Origin of the sequence: Roseofilum acuticapitatum BLCC-M154 (genome assembly GCF_030068475.1) — a bacterium.
In the GTDB taxonomy this organism is placed as follows: domain Bacteria; phylum Cyanobacteriota; class Cyanobacteriia; order Cyanobacteriales; family Desertifilaceae; genus Roseofilum; species Roseofilum acuticapitatum.
Genome location: NZ_JAQOSP010000087.1, coordinates 25,001 through 50,746 on the forward strand (window position 1 = coordinate 25,001; position 25,746 = coordinate 50,746).

The 25,746-nt window shown below is 45.5% G+C and carries 21 protein-coding genes; 14 read left to right on the forward strand and 7 right to left on the reverse strand.

What is annotated here, in order from left to right; genetic code table 11:
- Positions 1-46: 46 nt before the first annotated feature.
- From PMG71_RS12840 to PMG71_RS12855, 4 genes are all read left to right on the forward strand, one after another.
- A complete protein-coding gene (locus PMG71_RS12840; RefSeq protein WP_283754092.1) occupies positions 47-706 on the forward strand; it encodes a FeoA family protein in 660 nt (219 codons plus the stop codon).
- A gap of 131 nt (positions 707-837) precedes the next feature.
- Positions 838-3,162, forward strand: coding sequence for a Fe(2+) transporter permease subunit FeoB (feoB, locus tag PMG71_RS12845; RefSeq protein WP_283754093.1), 2,325 nt, complete (start codon positions 838-840; stop codon positions 3,160-3,162).
- A 65-nt stretch (positions 3,163-3,227) separates the two neighbouring features.
- A complete protein-coding gene (locus PMG71_RS12850; RefSeq protein ID WP_283754094.1) occupies positions 3,228-3,452 on the forward strand; it encodes a FeoC-like transcriptional regulator in 225 nt (74 codons plus the stop codon).
- Between the two features lie 65 nt (positions 3,453-3,517).
- Entirely contained in the window at positions 3,518-4,636 is a 1,119-nt protein-coding gene (locus PMG71_RS12855; protein WP_283754095.1) for an AI-2E family transporter, read from the forward strand.
- Positions 4,637-4,687: 51 nt separating this feature from the next.
- Here the strand turns inward: PMG71_RS12855 and PMG71_RS12860 are convergent, their stop codons facing one another.
- On the reverse strand, positions 4,688-6,625 hold the full coding sequence (locus PMG71_RS12860) for a tetratricopeptide repeat protein (RefSeq protein WP_283754096.1): 1,938 nt from the start codon (positions 6,623-6,625) through the stop codon (positions 4,688-4,690).
- Between the two features lie 187 nt (positions 6,626-6,812).
- Between PMG71_RS12860 and PMG71_RS12865 the strand changes: the two genes are divergently transcribed.
- From PMG71_RS12865 to smc, 8 genes are all read left to right on the forward strand, one after another.
- Positions 6,813-9,026 carry a hypothetical protein gene (locus PMG71_RS12865; RefSeq protein WP_283754097.1) on the forward strand — a complete coding sequence of 738 codons (2,214 nt, stop codon included), beginning with the start codon at positions 6,813-6,815 and terminating at the stop codon, positions 9,024-9,026.
- A gap of 109 nt (positions 9,027-9,135) precedes the next feature.
- A complete protein-coding gene (locus PMG71_RS12870) occupies positions 9,136-10,260 on the forward strand; it encodes an isocitrate/isopropylmalate family dehydrogenase (RefSeq protein ID WP_283754098.1) in 1,125 nt (374 codons plus the stop codon).
- 83 nt (positions 10,261-10,343) lie between these two features.
- The gene (locus PMG71_RS12875; protein WP_283754099.1) at positions 10,344-10,904 is read left to right on the forward strand and encodes a Uma2 family endonuclease; all 561 of its coding nucleotides are present in this window, start codon (positions 10,344-10,346) and stop codon (positions 10,902-10,904) included.
- Positions 10,905-10,960: 56 nt separating this feature from the next.
- Complete coding sequence (locus tag PMG71_RS12880; protein ID WP_283754100.1) at positions 10,961-11,287, forward strand: DUF6883 domain-containing protein; 327 nt, start codon at positions 10,961-10,963, stop codon at positions 11,285-11,287.
- Positions 11,288-11,291: 4 nt separating this feature from the next.
- Positions 11,292-11,540, forward strand: a complete 249-nt coding sequence (locus PMG71_RS12885) for a hypothetical protein (RefSeq protein ID WP_283754101.1) — start codon at positions 11,292-11,294, stop codon at positions 11,538-11,540.
- A 9-nt stretch (positions 11,541-11,549) separates the two neighbouring features.
- Entirely contained in the window at positions 11,550-11,999 is a 450-nt protein-coding gene (locus PMG71_RS12890; RefSeq protein ID WP_283754102.1) for a DUF433 domain-containing protein, read from the forward strand.
- 160 nt (positions 12,000-12,159) lie between these two features.
- The gene (locus PMG71_RS12895; protein WP_283754103.1) at positions 12,160-12,393 is read left to right on the forward strand and encodes a DUF2283 domain-containing protein; all 234 of its coding nucleotides are present in this window, start codon (positions 12,160-12,162) and stop codon (positions 12,391-12,393) included.
- A 251-nt stretch (positions 12,394-12,644) separates the two neighbouring features.
- Entirely contained in the window at positions 12,645-16,229 is a 3,585-nt protein-coding gene (gene smc, locus PMG71_RS12900; RefSeq protein WP_283754104.1) for a chromosome segregation protein SMC, read from the forward strand.
- A 1,312-nt stretch (positions 16,230-17,541) separates the two neighbouring features.
- Here smc and PMG71_RS12905 read toward each other — a convergent pair.
- From PMG71_RS12905 to PMG71_RS12915, 3 genes are all read right to left on the reverse strand, one after another.
- A complete protein-coding gene (locus PMG71_RS12905) occupies positions 17,542-18,798 on the reverse strand; it encodes a hypothetical protein (RefSeq protein ID WP_283754105.1) in 1,257 nt (418 codons plus the stop codon).
- Positions 18,799-18,863: 65 nt separating this feature from the next.
- Positions 18,864-19,484, reverse strand: coding sequence for a hypothetical protein (locus PMG71_RS12910; protein WP_283754106.1), 621 nt, complete (start codon positions 19,482-19,484; stop codon positions 18,864-18,866).
- A gap of 49 nt (positions 19,485-19,533) precedes the next feature.
- The gene (locus tag PMG71_RS12915; RefSeq protein ID WP_283754107.1) at positions 19,534-20,085 is read right to left on the reverse strand and encodes a hypothetical protein; all 552 of its coding nucleotides are present in this window, start codon (positions 20,083-20,085) and stop codon (positions 19,534-19,536) included.
- Between the two features lie 318 nt (positions 20,086-20,403).
- Here PMG71_RS12915 and PMG71_RS12920 point away from each other — a divergent pair, with 318 nt between their 5' ends.
- Positions 20,404-20,547, forward strand: a complete 144-nt coding sequence (locus tag PMG71_RS12920; RefSeq protein ID WP_283754108.1) for a hypothetical protein — start codon at positions 20,404-20,406, stop codon at positions 20,545-20,547.
- A gap of 492 nt (positions 20,548-21,039) precedes the next feature.
- Complete coding sequence (locus PMG71_RS12925) at positions 21,040-21,243, forward strand: hypothetical protein (RefSeq protein ID WP_283754109.1); 204 nt, start codon at positions 21,040-21,042, stop codon at positions 21,241-21,243.
- A gap of 16 nt (positions 21,244-21,259) precedes the next feature.
- Here PMG71_RS12925 and PMG71_RS12930 read toward each other — a convergent pair whose 3' ends face one another.
- The 3 genes from PMG71_RS12930 to PMG71_RS12940 form a co-directional block, all read right to left on the reverse strand.
- Complete coding sequence (locus PMG71_RS12930) at positions 21,260-21,745, reverse strand: hypothetical protein (protein ID WP_283754110.1); 486 nt, start codon at positions 21,743-21,745, stop codon at positions 21,260-21,262.
- 59 nt (positions 21,746-21,804) lie between these two features.
- Entirely contained in the window at positions 21,805-24,543 is a 2,739-nt protein-coding gene (locus tag PMG71_RS12935; RefSeq protein ID WP_283754111.1) for a valine--tRNA ligase, read from the reverse strand.
- A gap of 133 nt (positions 24,544-24,676) precedes the next feature.
- Complete coding sequence (locus PMG71_RS12940; protein WP_283754112.1) at positions 24,677-25,681, reverse strand: phosphoribulokinase; 1,005 nt, start codon at positions 25,679-25,681, stop codon at positions 24,677-24,679.
- Between the last annotated feature and the right edge of the window lie 65 nt (positions 25,682-25,746).

The window sequence follows — 25,746 nt, forward strand, 5'->3', positions numbered from 1 at the left end:
TAAGGGTAAACTAATCCTGCAAGCTAAATGAGAATTATTAGCAACTATGATGAACCACAGTCAAGTTTTAGGTTGGATCAAAGGATGGGGTGGGAAGAAGCGCCCCGATCGCCCCCCAGGGCGAGGACAACATCACCACGGTCATTATGACTCTCTCGGAGTCAATGCCAGCCCAGAAGCACCAGCAGAATTAGAAATCTCCGAAAATAGCGGGTTCCTGCTGAGTGAAGGACGACCAGGACAACAGGTATGGGTGAGGGGGTTTCGGGAAAAAGGAGGAATCAGTCGCCTACTCGCCATGGGAATTACCCCAGGATCTCAGCTCCAAATTCTGAGTCGTCAGGGTAGTGGCTCCGTGGTAGTGGCGATCGCCGATAACCGCTTAGGCTTAGGGGCAGGTCTAGCCTCACGAGTCATCGTCACCGAAACCAACCTATCCTTACACCCCAATCTAGATATGGAAAACCCAACCTCCACACTCCATTTAGGAGACCTGAGTGTAGGCGAAAAAGGGCGCATCATCGGCTACGAAAACACCCATCGCGCCTACAAAAGCAAACTCCTCTCCATGGGACTCACCCCAGGAACAGAATTCACCATCACTCGCGTTGCCCCCCTCGGCGATCCCGTAGCCATTCTCGTGCGAGGTTTTCATTTAAGTGTACGCAAACAAGAAGCCGAAGCCCTAAAAGTGGAAAGCCTGTAGCCCTTTGCGTGAGGACTGAGTAATGAGTAATGAGTAATGAGTAATGGGCAATCCCCCATTCCCCCATTCCCCCATTCCCCCATTCCCCCATCCCCCCATTCCCCTATTCCCCCATCCCCCCATATTGAACAATGCTCAAACCCATTGTTGCCTTAATTGGCAATCCCAACTGCGGAAAAACCACCCTCTTTAACGCCCTCACTGGAGCCAACCAACGGACAGGAAACTGGCCGGGGGTTACAGTCGATCGCAAAGAAGGGCAGTTTAAAGTCCATGAATCCACCATTACCCTCGTAGATTTACCAGGGGTGTATTCCTTGGATGCCGAAGAAAGTGCTACTGGGATGGATGAGCTAGTAGCCAGAGATTACCTACTCTCTGGAGAAGCGCAACTGGTCATTAATATCATTGATGCTTCTAATCTAGAGCGCAATCTGTATCTCACTACCCAGTTAATGGAAATGCGCCTCCCCATGATTATTGCTCTCAATATGATGGATGTTGCCCAGAAGCGAGGTATAGAGATTAACGGTCAACAATTGGCTCAGAAGTTGGGGGTTCCCATCATTCCCATTGTAGCCAGCGATCGCCAAGGAATCCAACCCTTAGTCAACTTAGTCGCTCAAATCCTAGAAAACTTAACCCATTCTCCCAGTTACGTCGGCTACCCAGCCGTCATCGAAGATGCCTTAGCGGAAATCGTCCCCTATCTCACTGAAGTAACCACCAATCGCATCGTCGAACCGCGCTGGACTGCCCTCAGCTTACTGCAATACGATCAACGGGGAGCAGGCGAAATCGTCACTCCAGAACTCACAGAAATGATCGCCAAACATCGGCGCACCATTCATCAAGTTTTAGGAGAAGACATAGATATTCTAATCGCCGATAGTCGCTATAGCTTTATTCAAAATGTGGCGCAAGAAGCCAGTCAGCACACCGGAGAAGTCAGTCAGTCCATGAGCGATAAGCTCGATGCCATCGTCCTTAACCGTTGGCTCGGCATCCCCATTTTCTTGGGCATCATGTATCTGATGTTCCTATTTACGATTAACATCGGCAGTGCCTTTATTGACTTCTTTGACATCGCTGCCGGTACACTCTTTGTCGATGGCTTTGGACAACTGCTAGAAAACCTCAACTTCCCCGGATGGGCGATCGCCCTCTTAGCCGATGGTGCAGGCGGTGGGGTGCAAACCGTCGCCACCTTTATCCCCGTAATTGCCTTCATGTTCCTCTTCTTATCCATACTCGAAGACTCAGGATATATGGCAAGAGCCGCCTTTGTCATGGATCGGATGATGCGGTTTGTGGGCTTACCCGGAAAATCTTTTGTACCCATGTTAGTCGGCTTTGGCTGTAACGTACCCGCAATTATGGCCACCCGCACCCTAGAAAATTCCCGCGATCGCCTCATGACCATCCTCATGAACCCCTTCATGTCTTGTGGCGCAAGGCTTCCCGTTTACGCCCTCTTTGCCGCCGCCTTCTTTCCTATCGGCGGACAAAACATCGTCTTTAGCCTCTATCTGCTCGGCATTGCCTTCGCCATCCTCACCGGGCTAGTCATGAAAAACACCATCCTCAAAGGCGACATTTCCCCCTTTGTTATGGAGCTGCCTCCCTACCACATCCCCCGGTTCAAGGGCGTAATGATTCGCACCTGGGATCGGCTGCGAGCGTTCCTGTGGAAAGCCGGAAAAGTCATTGTAATCATGGTGACGATTCTGGGATTACTCAACTCTTTAGGCACTGATGGTTCATTTGGCAACCAAGATAGCGATCGCTCTGTCCTCAGTGCTGCCAGTCAATCTGTTACCCCCGTTTTTGCTCCTATGGGCGTTACCCAGGAGAATTGGCCCGCTACCGTGGGTCTCTTTACCGGTGTATTTGCCAAAGAAGCCATGGTAGGCACACTTGATTCTATTTACGGACAACTGGCGATCGCCGATAATCCCGAATTAGCCGAAGCAGAAGGCGGCTTTGAGTTCTGGGGAGGTCTTCAAGAAGCCTTCGCCACCATTCCCGCCAACTTAGCCGAACTTCCCAGTACCTTACTCGATCCCCTAGGATTAAACATTGGCGATACCACAGACCTAGAAACTGCCTCATCAGAACAAGAAGTCACTGTAGGCACATTTGGAGCCATGGTGCAACGCTTTGATGGTCAAGCCGGAGCCTATGCTTATCTGCTCTTCGTGCTGCTCTATTTTCCCTGTGTCTCCGCCACCGCAGCCGTTTACCGGGAAACCAATTTAAGATGGACAATTTTCGTGGGTTCCTGGACAACCGGTTTAGCCTACATCGTCGCCACCAGTTTCTATCAAATGACGCAATTGAATGTCCAACCCCTCTTTGCCAGTCTATGGCTGGTGGGAATGGCAGCAATTAGTGTCGGTGTCTTCTTCGCTCTAAAAATGCTCCATCCCCTGCGTCAATCCCAAAATCCCGTTTAGAAGATAGCCAAATAGGGAGATTCCCCATTCCCTCATTCCCCCATTCCCCCATTCCCCTTAAAATCATGATTTTAGAACTGCAAAACTATCTCGCTCAAAAACAGAAAGTCTCTATAGCTGAACTCGAAAGCCACTTTCGCAGCCATCCAGATGCTTTGCGAGGAATGCTGAACAAATTAGTCCATAAAGGCAGAGTCAAACCTGTAATACCAGAAAGCACAAAATGTGGCGGTTGTACCCATTGCGATACCAAAGCCTTTGAGTTTTACGAATGGTTAGGTAAACCATAGGGAATAGGCAAAAAGTGATAACATAGCTCTACGAATGAGGTTTAGCTGAAGTTATTAAACACTATATGTTGGAATATTGGCATAGTATACCGAGATCTGTACGTTTAGGTCTATTATTTCCCCTGGGATTTCTGAATGCTTGGTTGCTCTCCCATGTCATTAATAACCTTCAGCCTTTAGTCAGCTTGTTTGTTACCGCAACGCTGTTCTCATTTTTGCTGAATTTTCCCATTCAATTTTTACATCGTCGAGGACTGAAACGATCTTGGGCAATTGCTGTTGTCCTTCTGGTTGCAGTCTTATTTATCTTCTTTTTAGCTGGATTACTGATCCCACTGATTCTGACCCAATTAGCTCAACTACTCAAGAGCTTACCGGAGATCATCGAATCGGGCGATCGCCAAATCCAAGCACTCGAACAATGGGCGATCGCTCAAAATCTCCCCTTTGACTTAAGTGATATTACTTTACATCTAGCTCGAAATTTATCTACCCAACTCCAATCCATCGGCTCCCAAGCCTTAGATTTACTCGTAGGAACCATTAACAACATTTTTAATGGCTCAATTATTCTCGTCTTTACCCTCTTTCTCGTCTTCGGTGGCGAATCCTTTTGGCAGGGAATTTTTAGTTGGATACCCGATCCTTGGAGAAGCAAATTACAAGACACTTCACAGCAAGTTTTTGCCAACTACTTTGTTAGTCAAACCATTTTAGCCGCAATTCTCAGCGTTGCTCAGACGATCGTTTTTGTCCTGTTACAAGTTCCCTATGGTGTGTTGTTTGGCGTAGCCATTGGCATGACTACCCTAGTCCCCTATGCCAGTGCCCTAACCGTCATTTTAGCCAGTCTCATTGTTGGATTACAAGATTTTGGATTAGGCATTCAGGTATTAGGTGCAGCTTTGATTGTTGGGCAAATTAATGACAACATTGTTGCCCCCCGTCTTTTAGGCGATATGATCGGACTCAATCCCCTTTGGTTAATGATTTCTCTGATTATTGGCGGGAAATTCGCTGGACTTTTGGGTTTATTACTTGCTGTCCCTGTGGCTAGTGTGATCAAAACTATGGTAGACTTTGCCCGTTATCCGGAACAGACTTCCCCAAAAATTTTAGAGGATCGCCCCAGTCCTGAAGATCCTTTAGCACCATCAGAACATGAGGAAACAACAGAAGATTAAAAGCACCGATCTAAATCAATCGGGATGCGTTAAAAACGCACCCCACCAGAGTTAATGAATCGATTGCTGTACCCGCTCCTCTTCTGTGGGAGTAATCCCCAAATTTTGTTGGATTTGCAAGGCTTGACTAAAACAGGAAATGGCCTCTTGATAGCGCTGTAATTCTGCTAAAGCCGTCCCTTTTCCCCGCCAAGCTTCATAATCATTAGACTCTAACTGAATGGCCCGATCGTAGGAAGAAATTGCTTCTTCAAAACGGCGTAATTTTTCTAATAAAATACCCCGATGTCGCCAAGCTTGATGGTGATTTGGCTCTAGGGTTAATACCTGATCGTAGGCATCAACCGCTTCTTCATAGCGTTGAATGCGCTCTAGGATTTCTGCTCGTGCTGTCCAAATTTGAGGATCGTCGGCATTGAGCTGCAACGCCCGATCGTAAGATTCTAAACCTGGCTCATACTGTTTTAAGTGGGCTAAGGTTGTGCCTCGATTAAACCAAATGGCACTTAAGAGCCTCTTTTCTGGTGGATCTTCTCGCTCTTCAGAAAGGGTAATTGCGCGATCGTAGGCGGCGATCGCCTCTGCATACTGTTCTCCTTTCTCCAGAGCATTGCCGCGATGGAACCAAGCTTCGATTTTATCTGCATCTAAGGCAATTACTCGATCGTAACAGGCGATCGCCTCCTCAAACTGTCCCAACTTTTCCCGCGCTACTCCCTGGTTATGCCAAGCTTCCGTATCTTCTGGTTGTAAGGAAATCGCCCGCTCATAGGCTTCTACCGCTTCCTGATGGCGCTCTAACTTCAGCAGCATATTGCCGCGACAATACCAAATTTCTGCCCCTTCAGGGTTCAATTCTAGAGCGCGATCGAATGCCTGTAAAGCCTCCAGAGGGCGATCAAACAACATTAAGCCTAGACCCTTATAATACCAAACTTCACCATTCTCCGGCTCTAAAAACAACGCCTGCTCATAGGAATGCAATGCATCCTCATAGCGATGCAACTTCACTAGCGTCTTTCCTCGCTCATACCACGCTTCAAAAGACTGGGGTTGGCTTTCCAGAACCTGATCGTAAAGAGCCACAGCTTCCTCATACAACCCCTCATCTGCCAATAAATTTCCCTGATCCACACACTCTTGAGCCGTCACAAAAAGCTGGTTTTCATCTAACTTGTCTAAATCGAAAGACAAAGGATTCTCTTCTTCCTCATCCAACTCCACTAAGTCCTCTAAAAAATCTTTTTCTGAAACTCCAGACACTCCTTTAGATACAGGAGTAGATACAGGAGCAGGTTTCACCACCTGACGAATTTTACTCAACTCAGTTTGTAGATCTTCTCCCAACCCTTGCAGTTGTTTCACCAACTGTTGGCGCACTTCCTGAATCGCCCCAGCAGAGTCTTTTAACTCCAAAACCTCTTGATTGACATGCTGGTATCCCCGTTGACGCTCAGTTTTCGCGGCTTCAATTTGAGCCGTCAAATCCTCAACCAACTGGCGAGCCATATCTGCATACTGTTGCAAATGGCCTTCTGACTGATTCAGATCCTCAAACCGGCGATTCACCTCAATCACAATTTGCTTAACCATACTGCTTCGCATAAAGCGCAATAACACCACGGTTCCACCAATAAAGATTACCATGAGCAGCATCAACTGATTGAGACGCGATCGAATATCATCCACCTCTGACAATCTTGCTTGCAACTCTATTTCCTGTCTGGCTCGCTCTTGAGCAAACTTCTCATTCACCGTCTGCTCCACTGTCTGCTCAATCACTTCCTTCAGGGTGTTTAAATCCTGCTCCGATAACCCACTATTGCCCTGGGGAGCAGCAGGAGCAGGTTTCGGTTGTGCTGGTGCTTGTGCTTGAGGTTTGGCTTGGGCAACTTTCACTTCTGAAGCATTTGCCCCATAAGCAACTGCTATGACATTAAATGAGGCTAAACTTGCTAATAGCCAGAGATAAAAGGGTGTAACACGCATAGATTTTGAAGGAATCCCCATACAATTAAGCCTGAAATCACTACCGGCTCTCCACTATTCACTCATCAGCAGTTAAACTCATAACAGTGCTATAGGAATAGCAGATCAACTCGCCTAAATCGTAATACCAGATTAAGATAGTTAATCCGGGTAAAGATTAGGATTGAAGTTAGGGTGCGATAAACCAATGCAGGAACTGACCCATATGACTCCAGTCGATCAACCTTTCCAGGATTCGATATCTTCCGTTTCCTTAGAAGATCGTTTCTCTCACTATGAAACCCTCTCTAAACGGGTGATGTTAGCAGTGCTACGCTGCGACGGACATCAATCTGCCCATTTACAGAATTGGATACTCGATGGATTTAATCTTGCATTTGCCAATAGTTTGGGTTTGAATGCCTCAGAAAATCCTACGGAATATTCTGGTCGTCCGTTTTTTGATGGGTTACCCCCTTCTGAATATGCCACCCTCCAACATCATTATTCCTGTCACTTGCTGGCGCTGCTGCTCTCTCAGTTACTTAAGCAACTGCCGAGTACCCTCAGTAATACCGGAGAACTCGATCGCCTTCAGGAGCAGATTCGAGAGCTAGAACAGATCGTCAATACCCCTATTGTTGTTCAATTCAACCGACCTTCTCAACCTCCCGGTTGGTTGCAATTGTGGTTCAATTCTGAAGGTCTGAAAATTAGCGGTATGCATCCGAAATTGGATGAATGGACTGTATTTAGTCGGCGATTGATGGGAGATGATACATTCAAGGATCTGCAATGGCTGGAAAATTATAGTGTTAGTGGGGAGTTGATTCTTGAGGCTATTGACGTTACTCAAACGGAACAAAAACACCGCCTGATTCAACTGTTGACTAGCCCGGATTCTCTTTTAGAAGGCAATAAGCTGCAATTGATTAATTATCAACTCCAGGTGTTATTCCGCGCCAGCCATTTCATGATCTTAAATGCGGATATGAATCAAGTACGCTTTTTGGTGGGTAAAGCTTGTGGAACGGTAGAAAGTTATGTATTTCCTAGGGAAGAGCTGGATAATCCCCATTTTCTAACGGCTCTAGAACAGAATCAAGTGTTGCGGGCGGGAGAAATTAATGCTCAAAGTCACAGTCAATGCGAGCGCACCCTATGGGAGGAAGGGGTACGTTCTTTGTTGTTGATTCCCCTCAGATGGGATTATGAACAACAGGGCCATCATCCGGAAATGTTGAGATTAATTGGGTTAATTAGCGATCGCCCCCATAATTTTACCGCCCAAGATTGCCGTTACGCCCAAGAGTTAATCCCTGCCTTTGCTTGCGCCATGCGGCAAACCAACCACAATCAGCTCAACCCCATCCATCCAGCAGTGGCTTGGCGCTTTACCCAGGAAGCAGAACGGCGCAGTTGGGGCTTTGAAGCTGCTCCCATTGTCTGTGAAAAGGTTTATCCCCTGTTTGGGATTTCTGATATTCGCAGTTCTTCTCATGAGCGAAATCGAGCCATTCAAGCCGATCTGATCGAACAATTTAAATTAGCATTAGCTATTTTAGAGGCAGTAGAAGAGTATCAAGAAAATCGCTTTGTTCGACAGATTAAAATTGACTTAGAAATCTACCAAAAACGCATTGAAGACAAGGTAACTGTTGATTCGGAAGTAACAGCAGTTCAGTATCTACAAGATCATTTTGAGATTTATTTTGACTACTTTTGTCAATGTGGAGAACTCGCGCAAAAAGCGGTTCAATACTATCGCCAATGTTCGGATAACGATCGCCACTCGGTAGACACTGCCCGCAAAGCCTACGATCGCACGATCGATCGCATTAATGAGCATCTACTGGAGACTTGGGAGCATTGGCAAAAGCGAATGCAAGCCATTATTCCCCACTATTGCGATCTCGAATCGACCGATGGCATCGATCATATGATTTATGTGGGCAAATCGATTCATCATAGCTTTACGCCCTTTCATTTACACAGCCTGCGCTATGAGCAACTTTGCGCCCTGTGCGATGCCGCTCGGACGGGGATTAAACTCCATGAAGTGGATAAAATTCCTTTACTCTTAACCCATCTGGTGTTAGTACAAGATGTGACCATCGATATTTTCCATGATGAAAATACGGAAAAAATCTTTGATGTCCAAGGCAGTCGAGATACCCGCTATGAAATTGTCAAAAAACGGATTGATAAGGGGGTAGATTTGGAAACCGGCGATCGCATTACTGCCCCCGGAATGCTCACCCTAGTCTATTCTACGGATGATGAGTGGAAAGAATACGAGCATTATCTCGATTATCTTCAGCGCGAAGGCTGGATTGCTCCAGAAATTCTATCGGGTTCTGTGGCTCCCCTACAAGGGGTCGATGGGCTGCGGTATGCTAGAGTCCAGGTTTTACCGGAATAGTGATGCTTTGGGTCTGTAGGGTGGATTTTAGTAGTTAACTGTACAAATCGGCGATCGCCCATAGAGGACAATCAAAGATACAAACCCGTTTAAGAATTGACCCTTGGTAATGTCCGCTCAACACCCCCTACCTACCCTGGTCGTTATGCATGGCGATCAAACCGGAGAAGAACTTCTAGCCGAAGCTCTACGAGTTTTGCACCCTTCAGTTATTCGCCAACCCCTGGAATTTATCGATTACGACTTGAGTTTAGAAAATCGGCGAGCAACCCATAATCAGGTGGTTTGGGATGCTGCTCAGATGGCCTGTAAAACCGGACTGGCTTTGAAAGCAGCTACCATTACCCCGGAAATTCCGGGGGATGTGGGTAGCCCTAATGCTATCTTGCGAGAAGCCTTGGGAGCTTCAGTGATTTTACGAACGGGGCGACGTATTCCCCAGATTCGACCCGTAGGTGGAGTTCATGCGCCCATTACTATCGTTCGCATGGCTGTAGATGATGCCTATGGTGCGAAGGAATGGCGAGAAACTACGGAAAGTGGCGATGAAATTGCCTGGCGCACCTCCAAGATTAGCCGCTCCATTTGCCGAACAGTAGCTGAATTTACGTTTGTCCATGCCAAACGGATGGGGGCGAAAGTCTTTGGCGGGCCAAAATTTACGGTTAGTGCTACCTATGAAGGGATGTTTAAGGAAGAACTGGATGCAGCCAGCGATCGCTATCCGGAGGTCACCTATCAACCCCTGCTGATTGATGCTACCTTTGCCTTACTGCTGCAAAATAGCGGCGAAGCCTTGGTGATCCCTGCTCTCAATCGGGATGGGGATTTACTCTCGGATATGGTGTTACAAATGTATGGCAGTATTGCAGGCTCGGAGAGTTTGGTCATGGGTTTTGATGCCAATACCTTGCAGGTGAAAACCGTGATGGCAGAAGCGCCCCATGGCACAGCCCCCGCCCTCTATGGTAAAAATATTGCTAATCCTATGGCTATGATTTTGGCCGGTGCTGCCCTCCTCACCTATGTGAAAACTCCGGCAGGCGATCGCGTCAGAGAAATGGAGTTTTATCGCGCTTCTCGCTCAATTTATGAGTCCGTATTTGAAGCCATTTATGAAGGTAAAGCCACCCCAGATTTAGGAGGACAAATGATGACTTCTGAGTTTACCGATGAGGTGATTCGCAAAGTTAAAACTAAGCTTGAGGTCTGGTCTACTTTAGAGTCTACTTGATGCCGATCAATTAACAATAAAAGAATGCCTACATATTTTAATCGGAAAAACGTTCTCAAGGATTCATACGTGACGGGGGAGCCATGACGATTACTCTTTTACCAGTCAATACCTTATCTGAATTTCTCAAGTGCCCAGAAACCAAGCCTGCGAGCGAATATATCAATGGCGAGATTATTCAAAAGTCGATGCCAAAAGGAAAACATAGTCAATTACAACTGAGGTTGTGCAACGCGATTAATGAACGAGCAGAACCGGAGAAAATCGCTTATGCTTTTCCTGAATTGCGGTGTTCGTTTGGAGATCGCTCTCTTGTCCCCGATATTGCGGTGTTTCTCTGGTCAAACATTCCTTTTGAGGAGGATGGAGAAGTGCCCAATGATTTTCTCTTACCTCCAGATTGGATCGTTGAAATCTTGTCCCCAGAACAAAGCGCGAATCAGGTGATGGGAAAGATTCTCTATAGTTTGCGATCGGGGAGTCAACTGGGTTGGTTGGTCGATCCCCAAGATCGTTCTATTGTTGTCTTTGAGCCGAATAAACAACCGGAATGGCTAACGGGTAGCGATCGCCCCCAAACCCTAGCCGGACTTGAGCTAGACTTAACCATAGAGCAGATCTTTGGCTGGTTGAAACTGAATTAAGCAGGCGATCCCTAAACTCAACCTCAAAGGCTGCGTTTAGCCTTTTGCCCAGAGCTATGAAGATACCAGAAGATGCAGTCATTCCCGATCCTAAATTAACTCAATATCTCTTGATCTTGAAACAGAGAAATGACAAATCCAAATATTTAGCCCAAGGAGGATTTTACTTAGAAAACTGGCAAGACTTAAAAACGGCTATTCAAAAATTAATTCAAGCCAATGAAGCCAAGCAAGATATTACCGATGAATACGGTACATATTATCAAGTGATTGGCGAACTTGAAGGAGTAAACGATTGTAAATTACTTGTGGCTACTATTTGGTTACAACGATCCATCGATAGCCAATTTTATTTTGTCACTCTAAAACCTTATCGAGAGTAAACCCATGAGTCTAGAACTTTATCAAGAAATTGCCTTAATCCAAGACATTTCAGAATACGGAATGTATCAAGGAGATATCGCCACCCTCATCGATTTTATTCCCCACCCCGACGGCGGCGAAACCGGTTGCACTCTGGAAGTTTTCAATGCAGTTGGTGAATCAATCAAAGTGGTCACAGTTCCCATCTCTGCTGTAAAAACCTTAACCAGGAACGATATTTTAACCACTCGTTCATTGCTCACAGCATCATGATTCAGTATTATGATTCAGTATAGCGATCGCCTATCGATCTATCATCTTCTCAATACCTTTAATCTTTGGGGTAAAATCATGCCTATAGTGAGCTTAAACCATATAGAAATCACCCCTGGTGTTTGTGGGGGTAGACCTCGCATTACCGGACATAGAATTACGGTTGCTGATATCAGCATTTTGTATACAAAAATGGGATATTCCCTCGAAGAAATTGCCAGTAAATATGAACTCTCTTTAGCTTCAGTTTATGCAGCTATGGCCTACTATTTTGACCATCGCTCTGAAATTGAAGCCCGTCTGCAAGAGGATCGGGAGCTGGTAGAGCGTCTTAAGTCCAATCATTCTTCCAAATTGCAGCTCAAGTTACAGCAACTAAGAAATGATTTACTGATGTCTGACATTAAGCAGCCAATTTCCCAAACGATTTTTGTCAAGAATAAGACTATCCTAAGCTAATTGTTGATTGCCTAGCGCGATCGCCCCCAAACCCTAGCCGGACTTGAGCTAGAGTTAACCATAGAACAGATCTTTGGCTGGTTGAAACTGAATTAAGAGCGATCGCGCTCTTAGATCTGGTTTATAAAATGTATGAAATTATCTGGACGGTTTATTACTGATGTCTAATATTAAGCAACCAATTCCCCAGATGCACTACTTCAAAGAAGAAGATATTCTCCACCTGCTGATCTCAGAGGGATTAGAAGCTGGAAGCATTGAGATCAGTCCCAATGTCACGGCTGAGTTGAATGCGGAGGGGGAGGTGATCGGAGTGGAAATTCTGAATGCTAGTACCTATATGCGAGATTTCATCCTGGAATCCGTTCAAGGCAGGCTGGCTAATTTATTGTAAATTACTTGTGGCTACCAAATTTTAACCACTCGTTCACTGCTCACAGCGTAAGGATTGGACTGGCAAGGTTAAAATTATGCCTATAGCTTAAATCATATATAGGACTTATGCAACGACTCCATATATAGCGAATTGGTGCGTTACGCTCCGCTAACACACCCTACCGAATTCAATACTCTCTAACGTCCATTTGGGTCGATCCTACGCTACTCTTATTTAAATAACCTAACTCCGTCTAAACACTCGATCCTATGGTTCACGTTAAAAGCGTGCAACTGACCAACTTCAAATCCTTTGGGGGAACAACCACCGTGCCGTTGTTACCAGGGTTTACCGTGATTTCTGGGCCCAATGGATCGGGTAAGTCTAATATTCTAGATGCGCTGCTGTTTTGTTTGGGCTTATCGAGTTCTAAGGGAATGCGAGCTGAACGGCTGCCGGATCTGGTGAACCATGCCAAGGGAGAGAAACGGAAAGCCACAGTAGAAGCGAGTGTGACGGTTACCCTGGATGTTTCGGATGTGGAGCGCAGTATCTGGGAAGAGGAGGAAGATCCAGAGGGTGAAATAGAGTTAGACCCGGAATGGCATATTACGCGCCGTTTGCGGGTGACTCCGGCGGGAACCTATACATCAACCTACTATATGAATGGGGAGGCTTGTACCTTAACCCAGTTGCATGAGAACTTGAACCGGCTGCGGATCTATCCGGAAGGCTATAATGTGGTGCTTCAAGGGGATGTGACCAATATTATCTCGATGAATGCCAAAGCGAGACGGGAAATTATTGATGAGTTGGCAGGGGTGGCTCAGTTTGACCGGAAGATTGATTTGGCTAGAGAGAAGTTAACCGAGGTTAAGGAGAAGGAGGAGAATTCCCGGATTATAGAACAGGAATTGATTTCTCAGCGCGATCGCCTGGCGAAAGATCGCGCTAAAGCAGAAAAATACCAAACCCTACGGACGGAACTGTTGCAGAAACAGGAGTGGGAAGCGGTGTTGCGTTGGCGCTCGTTGCGAGCAGAAGAAGGAAAACTCAGAGAAGCCATTGAAGCGGGCGATCGCACTCAAGGAGAATTTCAGGATAACTTAGAGGCGCTCAATACTCAAATTTCCCAAGTCAGTGAAGAACTCGATAGCCTCAATGCGCGGGTGAAGTCTTTGGGAGAAGAGCAATTATTGGCGCTCCAGTCTACGTTAGCGACGCAACAAGCCCAACTGACTCAACTGGAAACGCGGCAACAGGAACTCGACAGCACCGAACAACACTTAAAACATCAACGGGAAAAAACGGAACAGGAAATTCATCAAGACCGGCAAACCCTGGAAACCTTGCAACATCAGTATAATCTAGAAACTCAGGCCTTATCAGGATTGCAAGATAGTCGGGATCAGGCCCAGGCTAGTTTAACCGAAACGCGGGAACAGGCCCAGGCGATCGCCAGCGCATCCCAAGAATGGGTTGATCGCCAAACCAGCTTAAACCATAATATCGAAGAGATCCTCAAAACCCTTGAACCCCAACGCAGCGAACACGCGCAACTCACCGAGCGCCAAACCCAATTAACCCGCACCCTAGAAGAAAAAACGGAGCGCATCGCCACCCTAGAACCGAATATCAGCAGCCAGCATGAAAGCGCCACCGGGTTAGAACTAGAGGTGATTGAGTTATCCCAGCGCATCCAGGTCGTTGCTCAAACTGTCTCCACCGCAGAATATGACCTGCAAACCCAGCAGCAAACCCAGAAAAGATTGCTGAATGAACAACGGGATAAACAACGGCAACTGGATAAACTGGAAGCTCAAGCGCAAGCTCAACAAGAAGCGGCCGGAACCTATGCCAGTAAACTGATTATGCAAACCCAAATTCCTGGAGTCCATGGATTAGTGGCCAGTTTAGGCCAGGTGGAGCCTCGCTATCAGTTGGCGCTGGAAATTGCGGCTGGATCGCGGTTGGGGAATATTGTTGTAGATGATGATAACGTGGCAGCACAGGCGATCGCTCTCCTGAAACAAAAACGAGCCGGCCGCGCTACCTTCCTACCCCTGAACAAGATCCGCCCCGGTCGCCCTCCTGATAAAGGTTTCAACAGTCCCGGCTTTATCGATTATGCCGTAAACCTGATCGACTTTGACCCCCGCTATCAAGAGATTTTTGCCTATGTTTTTGGCAACACCGCCGTTTTTGCCACCCTCAATGCGGCTCAACCCCAGATCGGCAAACTCCGCATGGTCACCCTGGAAGGGGAACTTCTGGAAGCCTCTGGAGCCATGACTGGGGGCAGTCAGTCCCAACGCTCTAGTCTTCGCTTTGGCATGGGTGCAGCCAGTGCCGAATCAGCCCAGCAGAAGGCGCTAGAAGACCGAATTAGCGAGATTGACGGACTTTTGGCTCAAATTGAGGTGGAACAGGGACGCTTGTCTAATGCCACAAAACAAGCTTCTGCGGAGTTGATGGAGGTTAGGGGGCAGCATCGAGAAAAGCAATTACAACTGGAGCAATGCCGCAAACAGATCCAAAATGACCAACAACAGTGCGATCGCGCTCGCGAACTCTTGGCCCAAACCCAGCAAGACCTCAATCAAACCCGATCGCGCTTAGAGCAACTGAACCAGGAGATTCCTAAGCAACAGGTTCAACTCGATGAGTATCGCCAGTCTCTGGCTCAGTTGGAAGAAAACCAAGCACCGAAGGAATGGCAAGCCATTCAAGCACAACTGCGGGAAAAAGAAAGTGTGTTAGATCGGCGGGAACTGGCTCTGAGAGGATGCGAGCAGCAGTTACAGGAATTGGATAAAAAACGCGATCGCACCCATGAGAAAATTCGCCAAAACTTAGAGCGCGTCAACGAACTCAAGCACAGCGAAGCCACCACCATGAGCCAAAACACCCGCATCCGTCGCCAACAGGCGGATATTAAGGGTCAGATGGCGCAAACTACCGGGCAACTCTCTATCTTGGAAGAAACCCTAGGAGCGGAAAAACAACAACGGGATGCGGTGGAGGAAAACTTGCGCCAACTGCACCTCAACCGTCAACAACTGCAATGGCAACAACAGAAACTAGCCGAAAATCAAAATACCCGTCGCCAAAATCTGATTACTCTGCAAACTCAGATCCAGGAAGTGAAAGCGGAGTTACCCGATCCCTTGCCCGAAGTTCCCGAAAATCTGAAGATCAAGGAACTTGAACAAACCCTGCGCCAACTGCAAAAACAACTGCAAGCTTTGGAACCGGTGAATATGTTGGCGATCGAAGAATACGAACAGACCACGGAACGCCTAGAAGCTCTGAGTGAAAAATTAGCCATTCTGGAAAAAGAGCGCACGGAACTCTTGCTTCGGGTAGAAAACTTTACGACTCTGCGCTATCGAGCCTTCATGGAATCTTTTGATGCAGTGAATGAAAACTTCCAACAGATCTTTGCCGAACTCTCGGAAGGGGATGGCCATTTGCAACTCGATAATGCTGAAGATCCCTTTAGTGGCGGGTTAAATTTAGTTGCCCATCCCAAAGGGAAACCCGTGCAACGTCTGGCTTCCATGTCTGGGGGGGAGAAGTCTTTAACGGCTCTGAGCTTTATTTTTGCCCTTCAACGCTACCGTCCATCCCCCTTCTATGCCTTCGATGAGGTGGATATGTTCCTGGATGGGGCAAATGTGGAACGACTCTCGAAGATGATTAAGAAACAGAGTTTGGGTAGTGCCCAATTTATCGTCGTCAGCCTCCGTCGTCCCATGATTGAAGCCTCGGAGCGTGCGATCGGGGTGACGCAAGCGAGGGGTGGATTTACTCAAGTGTTGGGTATTACCAATACCAGTGAGGTGGCATCGTAAGTTGAGGTAGAAACCGGGGTTCTTGCCCAATTCGGCATCCCACCAAGAAACTCCTGAGAAACCCGGTTTCTTTTGCCCTCTCCATACCGATAGTGTCCACCAAGCTAGATGGGTAAATTGAGCGACTTCAAACCAGGTGAGAGTGAAAACCAAATAGGCGATCGCCACTGCCAACAGTTTCCCGTTTGGCGATCGGAAAACCAGGAAAATACCATTTATCAGTAGAACAACTAGAACAATGGGGATTACTCGTCGATAGTATTTCCTTCCTGATAAGTATAAAATGCTAACAAAGAACGCAACAAGAGCCATGCGAGTATTGGCCAAAAATAGGGCGATCGCGATCGGAATGATTATCGTCACGGTCGTTAGCAATGATACCCATCTAAGCTGTCTGCAAGCAACCGCCATCACGCCAATAGCTGCCAACACAAATGCTGCATGACCCCGATGGGAGTACAAACCGATAGGTTGATGATCCTGAAAAATAGTGCTGACGAGGATATTATCTCGCAGTAATTGTCCGGTGGTTGCCGTGTAGTCAATGCGCCAGTCAATCAATTGGGGAAACATACTCAAAGCCAGAATAAGACCACCGATGAGAAAGCCGTAGAGTTGAGCAAGCAATAGTTGTGGATATCGCCTTAAAACGAGGGTATTACTGAGAGTGAAAGCTGCGACAAGCAACCAGTAGAGCCAACCATCTCCCATCTGATCTTGACCGAATAGAGAGCGAATGGGAAAGGGACTCAGGAGTGTAGAAATGAATCCGATCAGCAGAAATATTTCCCACAGAAGTTTACAGGTAAACCAACTCTTGGGAATCTGTAGAGTATCCCAATTTTTCCACAGTAAGTAGAGATTGCAGATGACAATCAGACCCAGTACAGCACATTTGGGTTGAGTCCAGATCTCTCCCCGACTGCTTCCCCAAGGATTAATGATAACGATACTGAGCGTAAATAATAGAGTGTAAATTATTTTTGTTAATTGAATCACGGTAATATCAATTTTTCAAATGTTTGCTACATTATCTGGTCTACCTCAAACCCATAAATTTCCAGACTCCAAAAGCACCCAACCCGATTAAACCCCACACCGAATTCGATTCTGGTACTTTCTGCTTTTTCGTCTCTTCTTCAGTCACTATCGGACGCATAAATGCACGAACAGGCTGGCTTGCGATACTAATCAAAAAGCTAGTTGCTAGCCAAAATAGTGAATGTGTTTTCAAGAGAACGTTTTTAGTTACTATAGACATAATTGACAAGTTGAAAAATACAAAAATCAGTGAAATTTAAAATGACTATATTTATAAATCCAGTGCTACAAGAGACCCTAACACCATTCCTCTCCAAACCTTTTTGAATAAGATAATCTTTTTTGTATTTCTATCCTCTACTCTTGTTTCTACAGATTTATTTTTATATGTTAATCGAAGCCAATATCTACCTGTTTTAAGATTGTCAAAAATCCAATAACCTCCATCTCCAGCAGCTATTTTTAGTTTTAATTGTCTATTTTTTTTACACAATAGTTTAGCATTAGGAAAGAAATCAATACTTTTTCCTGGTACAGCTAAAAGTATGTCGGATAATAACATTCTTTTTAAGAAATTGCTGGTGTAATATTTCTTGATTATTTCCCCATTTGAAGTAATAATTTCAGGAATTAGTGTGTTATAAAAATTAAAATAAAAGTCAGTTTTACTATTATTTGTAATACGAATACCAATTGGTACAGATGTTTCTATACCATTGTCCTTCTCTGGTAAGCTGATTACTGTTTCTGGCAATGTAGTTTCAAAGCGAATACCATCTACTTCTATTGCTTTATCATTTGGTTTAGTTTTAACCAAGCGTAGGTTGACAAAAGGAGTGGTTAAGCGATCGCCTTTTGTTTGTTTGGTATTTCTCAACTGTAAATTTTCTTGTCTAGGCTTATTTTTTGTTCGATCTTTACTGGATTCGTATATGAATCTGAGTTGATAACTTCCCACGTTGAGGGCATCAAAACACGAGCTATTTAAAGCTTGACATCTATTGGTTAACAACTGTAACTGTAGTAAATCATTTTCCCAACAAACTTTAGCAGAAATGGAGATGAATATTGCTGTTTTGGGACTCACCCACGAAATCCCTCTTCTGGCGAGATCGTCAATTAAACTTGAAATAGAATAGACGACTGTATCGACTAATTTATCGCCTTTATAAGGTGTATTGGCTTTATTTTCCTCATGGTCAGTATTTAATCCTCTTTCTAAGATTGTACCATCAGATGTTATCAGCTCTGGAATGATTATTTTATCGGAATCAATTTTCCAAGGTTTTACTGTCTGATTAGTCAACTTCAGCCCTAATCGAAAAGAAATACTTGCCGGTAGTGTTCTTTCTGGGATAGGTAATACTATCAAATCTGGTTCCCATATCTCTAGATAGATTCCATTGGCTCGATCAAGACTATTGCTAAAAGGTTCATGTGATTTCATTTTTTTATTTATTGGGTCTTGTTTGGGTACAAGGGTCTCAAAGCGAATCTTATTAACTTCGATAAAATTGTTTTCATTCATGCTTGCTAAATACTACCTGTATTGGAGTATAAAAACCACAGCGATATTACTGAATTTAAGATAGTTTATCTCTCCCTGAAAAAACCGTATTTTCTATGTTTTGTCCTCAAACAAAGTGTAGTTGCATTACGAGCAATATCAAGAGCATCTTCAATAGTCCCATGGGGATAGTCAAATTTATAGTCGTCGTTATTGGAACTTCTATGGTTATTCTTAATTCTCTGAATCCATTGGACTGCCCTGGGATTGTTAGAAATGTCGCCCGGTATTGGGTCAGTGGCTCCGGCGGGATGATATTCTACATCAAAGTGAGCTCCTACACCGTTTATCTTAGGAACCAAGAGGTCTTCTACCCCACATTGAGCTTGAGGGCCGCAAGCGTAATAAGATTGTATATCAAAACTACCTTGTAAGTCGTTTTCTGCGGGAACAAACGTCCATTTCCCCCCTTGATGCCTAGAAAAATTATTGAGCAGTTTTAGCAGCTCATTTGTTCCTCCTTTTTCTAGCGCTGTTGGAACTACCAACCATGTCACGCCCTCGTAATCTCCTAACTGGTAAGGAACATAAGGATCGGACGAATCAGGGGGTGGATACTTGATCGTAAATGCTACCGCAGATTTACAAGTAAGAATAACAAATAAGGTCGCTGTCAAGAAGTTTGAAAAATACGCTCGTAATTTCATTTTTTTGTTCCTCATTGTAAACAAATGTTGGCTTTTTCACTCCTTATCCTTAATCCGGAGGATATTCTAAGTAGAACTGTTCGTAAGGTGAAGATGCTATACCCGTCCAAAGCTCTTCTGAAAACGGCCAAGGTGTACGGGAGCAATTGATTTTTGGATTTGGGGATATTGGGAAGACATTTCTGTAAGTAAAACGCACCCAATATTTAATCGGTTTTAGACCTATAAAAACACAAAATCCATTGGAGAGGTCTCGATAGCGGAGTCCAAGTCTATACCCACTCCAGACAAATTTAGCTTTGATTGAGAAAGTTAAGGTTTCCCCAGGTTTAGCTAATAGAAAATCTGACTCCTGTGGGGTATTTGTTTGATTTCTGGTATAATCACATTGAATTTTTTCTCTCTCTAATCCTATCATTTCCATTTCTAAGTTAAAGAAGATAAAGCGATAGGGAGTTGAGGTTTGGTTCGTTACTTTAATACCAAATTCAGCCCAGGTTTTGATATTATCCTGGTTGGGGATAATCAAAACCCTTTCTGGTACGAGGGTTTCAAACCTGATACCACCGGTAATGGTGTAATTACTCTCTACAGATGCCATAGGTTTCAGAATTGATCGATGGATATTTGCTTTTTTTCGATCCTTTGGCCGAAAGTTTTTCAATTCAGTCTTTTTTCAGCACAGTTAATACTCCCTTGAGTACAAGGGTTTCAAAACGAATCCCATCAACTTCGATAAAATTATTTTCATTCATGTTTGCTAAATATTACTTATATTGGAGCATAAAAACCACAGTGATCTTACTGGATTTAAGATAGTTTGCCTCTCCCTGAAAAACCCGTAGTTTCTCTGTTTTGTCCTCAAACAAAATAACGTCGGGACTTAAATCAGAAAAAGGGTCAAATTAAGTTATCATACTTGTCTAACTACTTCCGATTCCTCAAAACCATAAATTTCCAGACTCCAATTGAAGCCTCGGAGCGCACCATTGGCGTGACGCAAGCGAGGGGTGGATTTACCCAAGTGTTGGGTATTACCAATACCCGTGATGTGGCTTCTTAGGTTACTGTATCCCCCTTGACTAAAGTGAAAAGAGTGGGTATAATATAAGTAACAAAGAGAGTATTCCGAGTCCCTGAGTTTTCAAAGGTAAGCTATCGGCAATTTTCTCCAAATAGGGTTTAGGTTCGGGTTGGTTTATTTTTTCTTCCGGAATCAAACATTTATCCTGCTCTAAAAAATCTTGGGAGCTTGACCAATTAACCAACCGTCATATCAAGTCCGGTTTCCGCAAGCGGACATGAAAATTTGTTAAGAAGCGGGCAAGATGCCCGCACTCCTCGAATTTTTTGATATGACTGGAGTGGGAGCATCTTGCTCCCTGGATTTTTAATTAGGGTATTTCCGCTTCGCGGACATGAATAAGCAAACTTGATATCACTGAGCATTCACAAAAATTTCACAAAGGATTGTAGACTCAAATCACAATCCATATTCGGGTTTGGCCCGATACTAAATCAAGAACGAGTCAAGAGTATCAAGAGTATAGGTCTCATGAGCATCATTTCCCAAGTTGTCCAGCAAGCCTTAACCACCGGTTATTTATCCATCGAATCGGAAAATAAACTGCGATCGCTCCTACAAAACCCTTACGGTCAAGAAGATTTCCATGCCTTCCGCCAATTACAACAGGCGGCAATGATCGGCAATGTCAAACAAGAGTCTCGCCAGTTACCCTTTACCAGTCAGCGCCCATAAGTCAACATCAAGAAGCTTAAGAATCTGCTTCTGCCCCTTCTTCTAGCTGTTGAAGCTTGGCTTTTAGCCCTTGCTTTTCCTCTTCAAGCTGTACTTTTTCCTTATTCAGTTTCTCTTCCACAATCTGTAGTTGGGCATGTCGTGCTTCAACTTCCAGTCGTCCACGGGCGACTTCCTGACTTTGCAAAGTCAGATCTTGCCGCCATTGCTCTGCTCTCTCCATCTCAGCTTGCAAGAACTCCGGCGTAATTCCAGCACACAAATACTGTTCAATCAACTGAAGAACCCAATCTTTAGCATCCGTAATACTGAGAATTTGCTGGTTTTCCGTCAGTTCTACCAACACAAGCTGATTCCCCGTCCAATTCTCGCTGTCGGTACAAGGAATGATTTCTTCTGGATTAGCCAATTTCCAGCTCGTTTCGGACTCTTGAGAGGCTAAAACCCTAAGATAAGCTTGGCCTAAAAATTGCTCTTTTTGTACCTGGGCGAGATATAACATGGCCGTTGATTTTTCACTCTGAAGTCATGATCGGATGGATAAAAAGGCGATAATTGCCTTTAATCTGAAAGATACTTGAGGCGATCGCGCAGGATCTGAGCCTGGATCTGGAGTTGTTCTAATGCATCTCTAGCACCTTGAACCACTTCTTGAGGGGCTTTGTTGACAAATCCAGGATTCCCCAAACGGGCTTGGAGAACTTGGCTTTCTTTCTCAATCTTACCCAAATCTTTCTCAACTTTAGCTCGTAGGGCCTCAATATCCACAACGCCAGCCAGAGGAAGTAAGACTTGCACGGTTCCCGTGACTCCGACGATGGTTTGTTTCATCGGCTCCTCTAATGATGCACAGATTTTGGGGGCTTCAGTTTTAGCCATCATCTGCACAATCGATGAGCCTTGGGTTAAGATTTGCTGCTCGCTCGGATTTTCCGTTTGCAGAACTATGGGGACTTTCACACCCGGTTTAATTTCGGCGATCGCCCGCAAGTTCCGAATGGTGCGAATGATGTCAATCAGTTGGGCAAATTGGGCTTCTAATTGGGGGTCAATTAGCGCCTCATCCGGTTCGGGATAGGTTTGCCGCGCTAGGGATGTCCCCTCACTTTCCGTCAGAGTTTGCCAAATCTCTTCAGTAATATGAGGCATGAAAGGATGCAGCAGCCTTAAGATCCCATCTAAAACTAAAGCTAAGACCTGTTGAGCAACTAACCCCGAAGAAGCCTCTTCTCCATCCTTTTGCCATAATCTGGGTTTAACCAATTCAATATACCAGTCGCAAAAGTCGTTCCAAATCAATTCATAAATGCCTTTGGCCGCTTCTCCAAGGCCATATTGATTCAGATCTTTGCGCGTTTGAGCCGCCACTTGATAGTAGCGGGAGAGTATCCAGCGATCGCTCTCTTCTAAATCCTCAACGACCGGCATTCCCAACTCAGCAGGGGTTTTGCCCTCCAAATTCATCATCACAAACCGCGCTGCATTCCACAACTTATTGGCAAAATTTCGAGACGCTTGCACAGATGACGACTCATCCGTTTCGCGATCGTACTCTAGGCGAATGTCTTGCCCAGCACCAGCCACTTCCCGAATCAGAGCATAACGCAGAGCATCCGTCCCATATTTTTCAATCAATATCAGAGGATCGATACCATTATTGGCCGATTTTGACATTTTCTTGCCATTTTCATCCCTGACTAAACCATGGATATACACCGTTTCAAACGGCATTTTACCCGTAAAATGACCCGCCATCATCGTCATCCGCGCTACCCAGAAAAAGATGATATCAAAACCGGTAACTAGGGTACTGGTGGGATAATATCGCTCCAGATCGGCGGTTTCTTCCGGCCATCCCATGGTGGAAAAGGGCCAGAGTCCAGAGGAAAACCAGGTATCGAGAACATCAGGATCTTGCTCCAGTTGCACGTTTTCCCCATATTGGGCTTTGGCCCGCTCTAAGGCTTCTCCTTCATTCGCCGCTACAATGAAAGGCGTAGAATCGGTAATTTCTCCCCCCGTTTCACTCACCACATACCAAGCCGGAATTTGATGACCCCACCACAACTGCCGGGAAATACACCAATCCTTGAGTTTCACTAACCAATCCCGATAGACTTTACTCCAGCGATCGGGCACAAACACTGGCTCCTTCTGGTTATCCAGGAACTCTAGGGCGCGATCGGCTAAAGGACGAATTTTGACAAACCATTGCGTAGAAATCAGGGGTTCAACGGGGACTTTTCCGCGATCGCTATAAGGCACACTCGTCTTATAATCCTCCACCTTCACCAAACACCCCTCTTCCTCCAGACGCTTCACCACCGCCTTCCGCGCCTCAAACCGGTCTAACCCCTCAAACTCCCCAGCATTCTCATTCAAACTGCCATTCTTATTCATGATATTAATCATCGGCAAGTTATGGCGTTTGCCCATTTCAAAATCATTCGGGTCATGGGCAGGTGTGATTTTCACACAACCCGTTCCAAACTCCGCATCCACATACTCATCCCCAATAATCGGAATTTCCCGACCCATTATCGGCAACCGTAGCGTCTTGCCAATTAAATTTTTATACCGCTCATCTTCAGGATTTACTGCTACCGCCGTATCCCCCAACATCGTTTCCGGCCGAGTCGTTGCCACTTCCACAAATCCCCCACCCTCCGTCAACGGATACCGGAAATACCACAAATGACCATCAACCTCTTTATTCTCAACCTCTAAATCCGACACCGCCGACTCAGAAGCAGGGCACCAATTCACCATATAGTTGCCCCGATAAATCAAACCTTCCTCATAAAGGCGCATGAAAGCCGTAATCACTGCCTTCGACAAACCTTCATCCATCGTAAACCGCTCCCGCGACCAATCCACGGAAACCCCCAACCGACGCAACTGATTAACAATTGTGCCGCCCGACTCCTCTTTCCACTGCCAAGCCCGTTCCAGAAACGCCTCCCGGCCCACATCATAGCGGCTTCTTCCTTCACTTCTCAGTTGCCGCTCTAAAATTGTTTGTACCGCAATACTGGCATGATCCGTTCCCGGCAACCACAACGTATTTTCTCCCAACATACGATGATAGCGAACCAACGTATCAATCAGGGCACTCTCAAAAGCATGGCCCATATGCAAACTACCCGTCACATTGGGCGGCGGAATCACCACACAGTAAGGGTCTCCCCCCTCACTCGGATCGGCCTTAAACGTTTCGTTTTCTTCCCAATACCGTTGCCATTTGGCCTCAGCACTCAAGGGATCGTATTGACTCGGCAAGCTAGAAGAATGTGCAGTCATGGGTAACGGAATCAATTGGAAATTAGCCAGAGGTAAATCAGAATTGCGAGAGTCAGACAAAATGACTCTCGCACCCCGGTTCTATATCTAGTTTACAGGAGAAAGACCCGCCCAGGTTTTCTCTCAGGCAGACCTAAACACTCGCAGGCACTTTTTCCACCTCTTGGGTTAACTGCTCATATATGGCTCGCATTTTTAACCCAGTCAGCACTTGGAATAGTCCTGTACCATTGGTTGAACCCGGATAATCGGGATGTTGCCGCAGCAAGTGAGTTAATTCCCCATATTCTTTTGTCGAGGTGTTGCTCAAATGCCCTTCGATATAGATCAATTCCTCTAGATTATCAAACTGCCCATCAACTTCCAGGATAGAAACTTCATGGCCATAGTAAGCATCTGGCCCATAGTGCATTTTAATGCCAGGATAGGAACAGGTTAATTTCCGTCCACAAGGAATCCAATCAATCGTTGAACCTTCGTCAAACAGATAAACAGGGTCGCGACCCGCAACTCCATAGCGTTGAATCATTCGTACCCGTAAGATTTTCCGATCTTTATCATCTGGAATCAGTTGGGTCGGCAACACCTGAATCACTACATCTGCATGGGCTTTTTGGGGATCGATATAAGCCATGAAGTCAGGACGGCGAGCATTAATGGCAAATAAGACATCTTCATAGCGATGTCCTCTCTCTGCCATGTCTCGCTGGATTTTCCAAGCAATTTTGACTTCATCACTGATGTCAAGATAAACACTAAAATCCAATAGACCCCTTACTCGCTCGTCATACATCGGGTGTAGACCTTCGAGGACAACAATGGATTTGGGATGAATCGTTTCGGGGGGATCGATTTCCCCGGTTGTATGGTTGTAAATGGGTTTTTCTATGGATTCACCGTTTTTAAGAGCTTTGGCTTGCTCATACATCAAGTCAAAGTTGTTGGCTTTGGGGTTAAGCGCGGTAATCCCGGTTTCTTTACGTTGCTTACGGTCTAACGAATGGTAGTCATCTAGACAAATCACGGTTATGAGATCTTCTCCGAATAAGTCGGTTAAGCGACGCAAGAAAGTTGATTTCCCACAACCGGAATCTCCGGCAACACCAACTAAAACCACGCGATCCGGTTTACTGGTCATAGATTTCCTCTGTCAATCAATGGGTTCACTAAGTTAGTTTTGGTTTATCAGTAAATGGAGTTAAA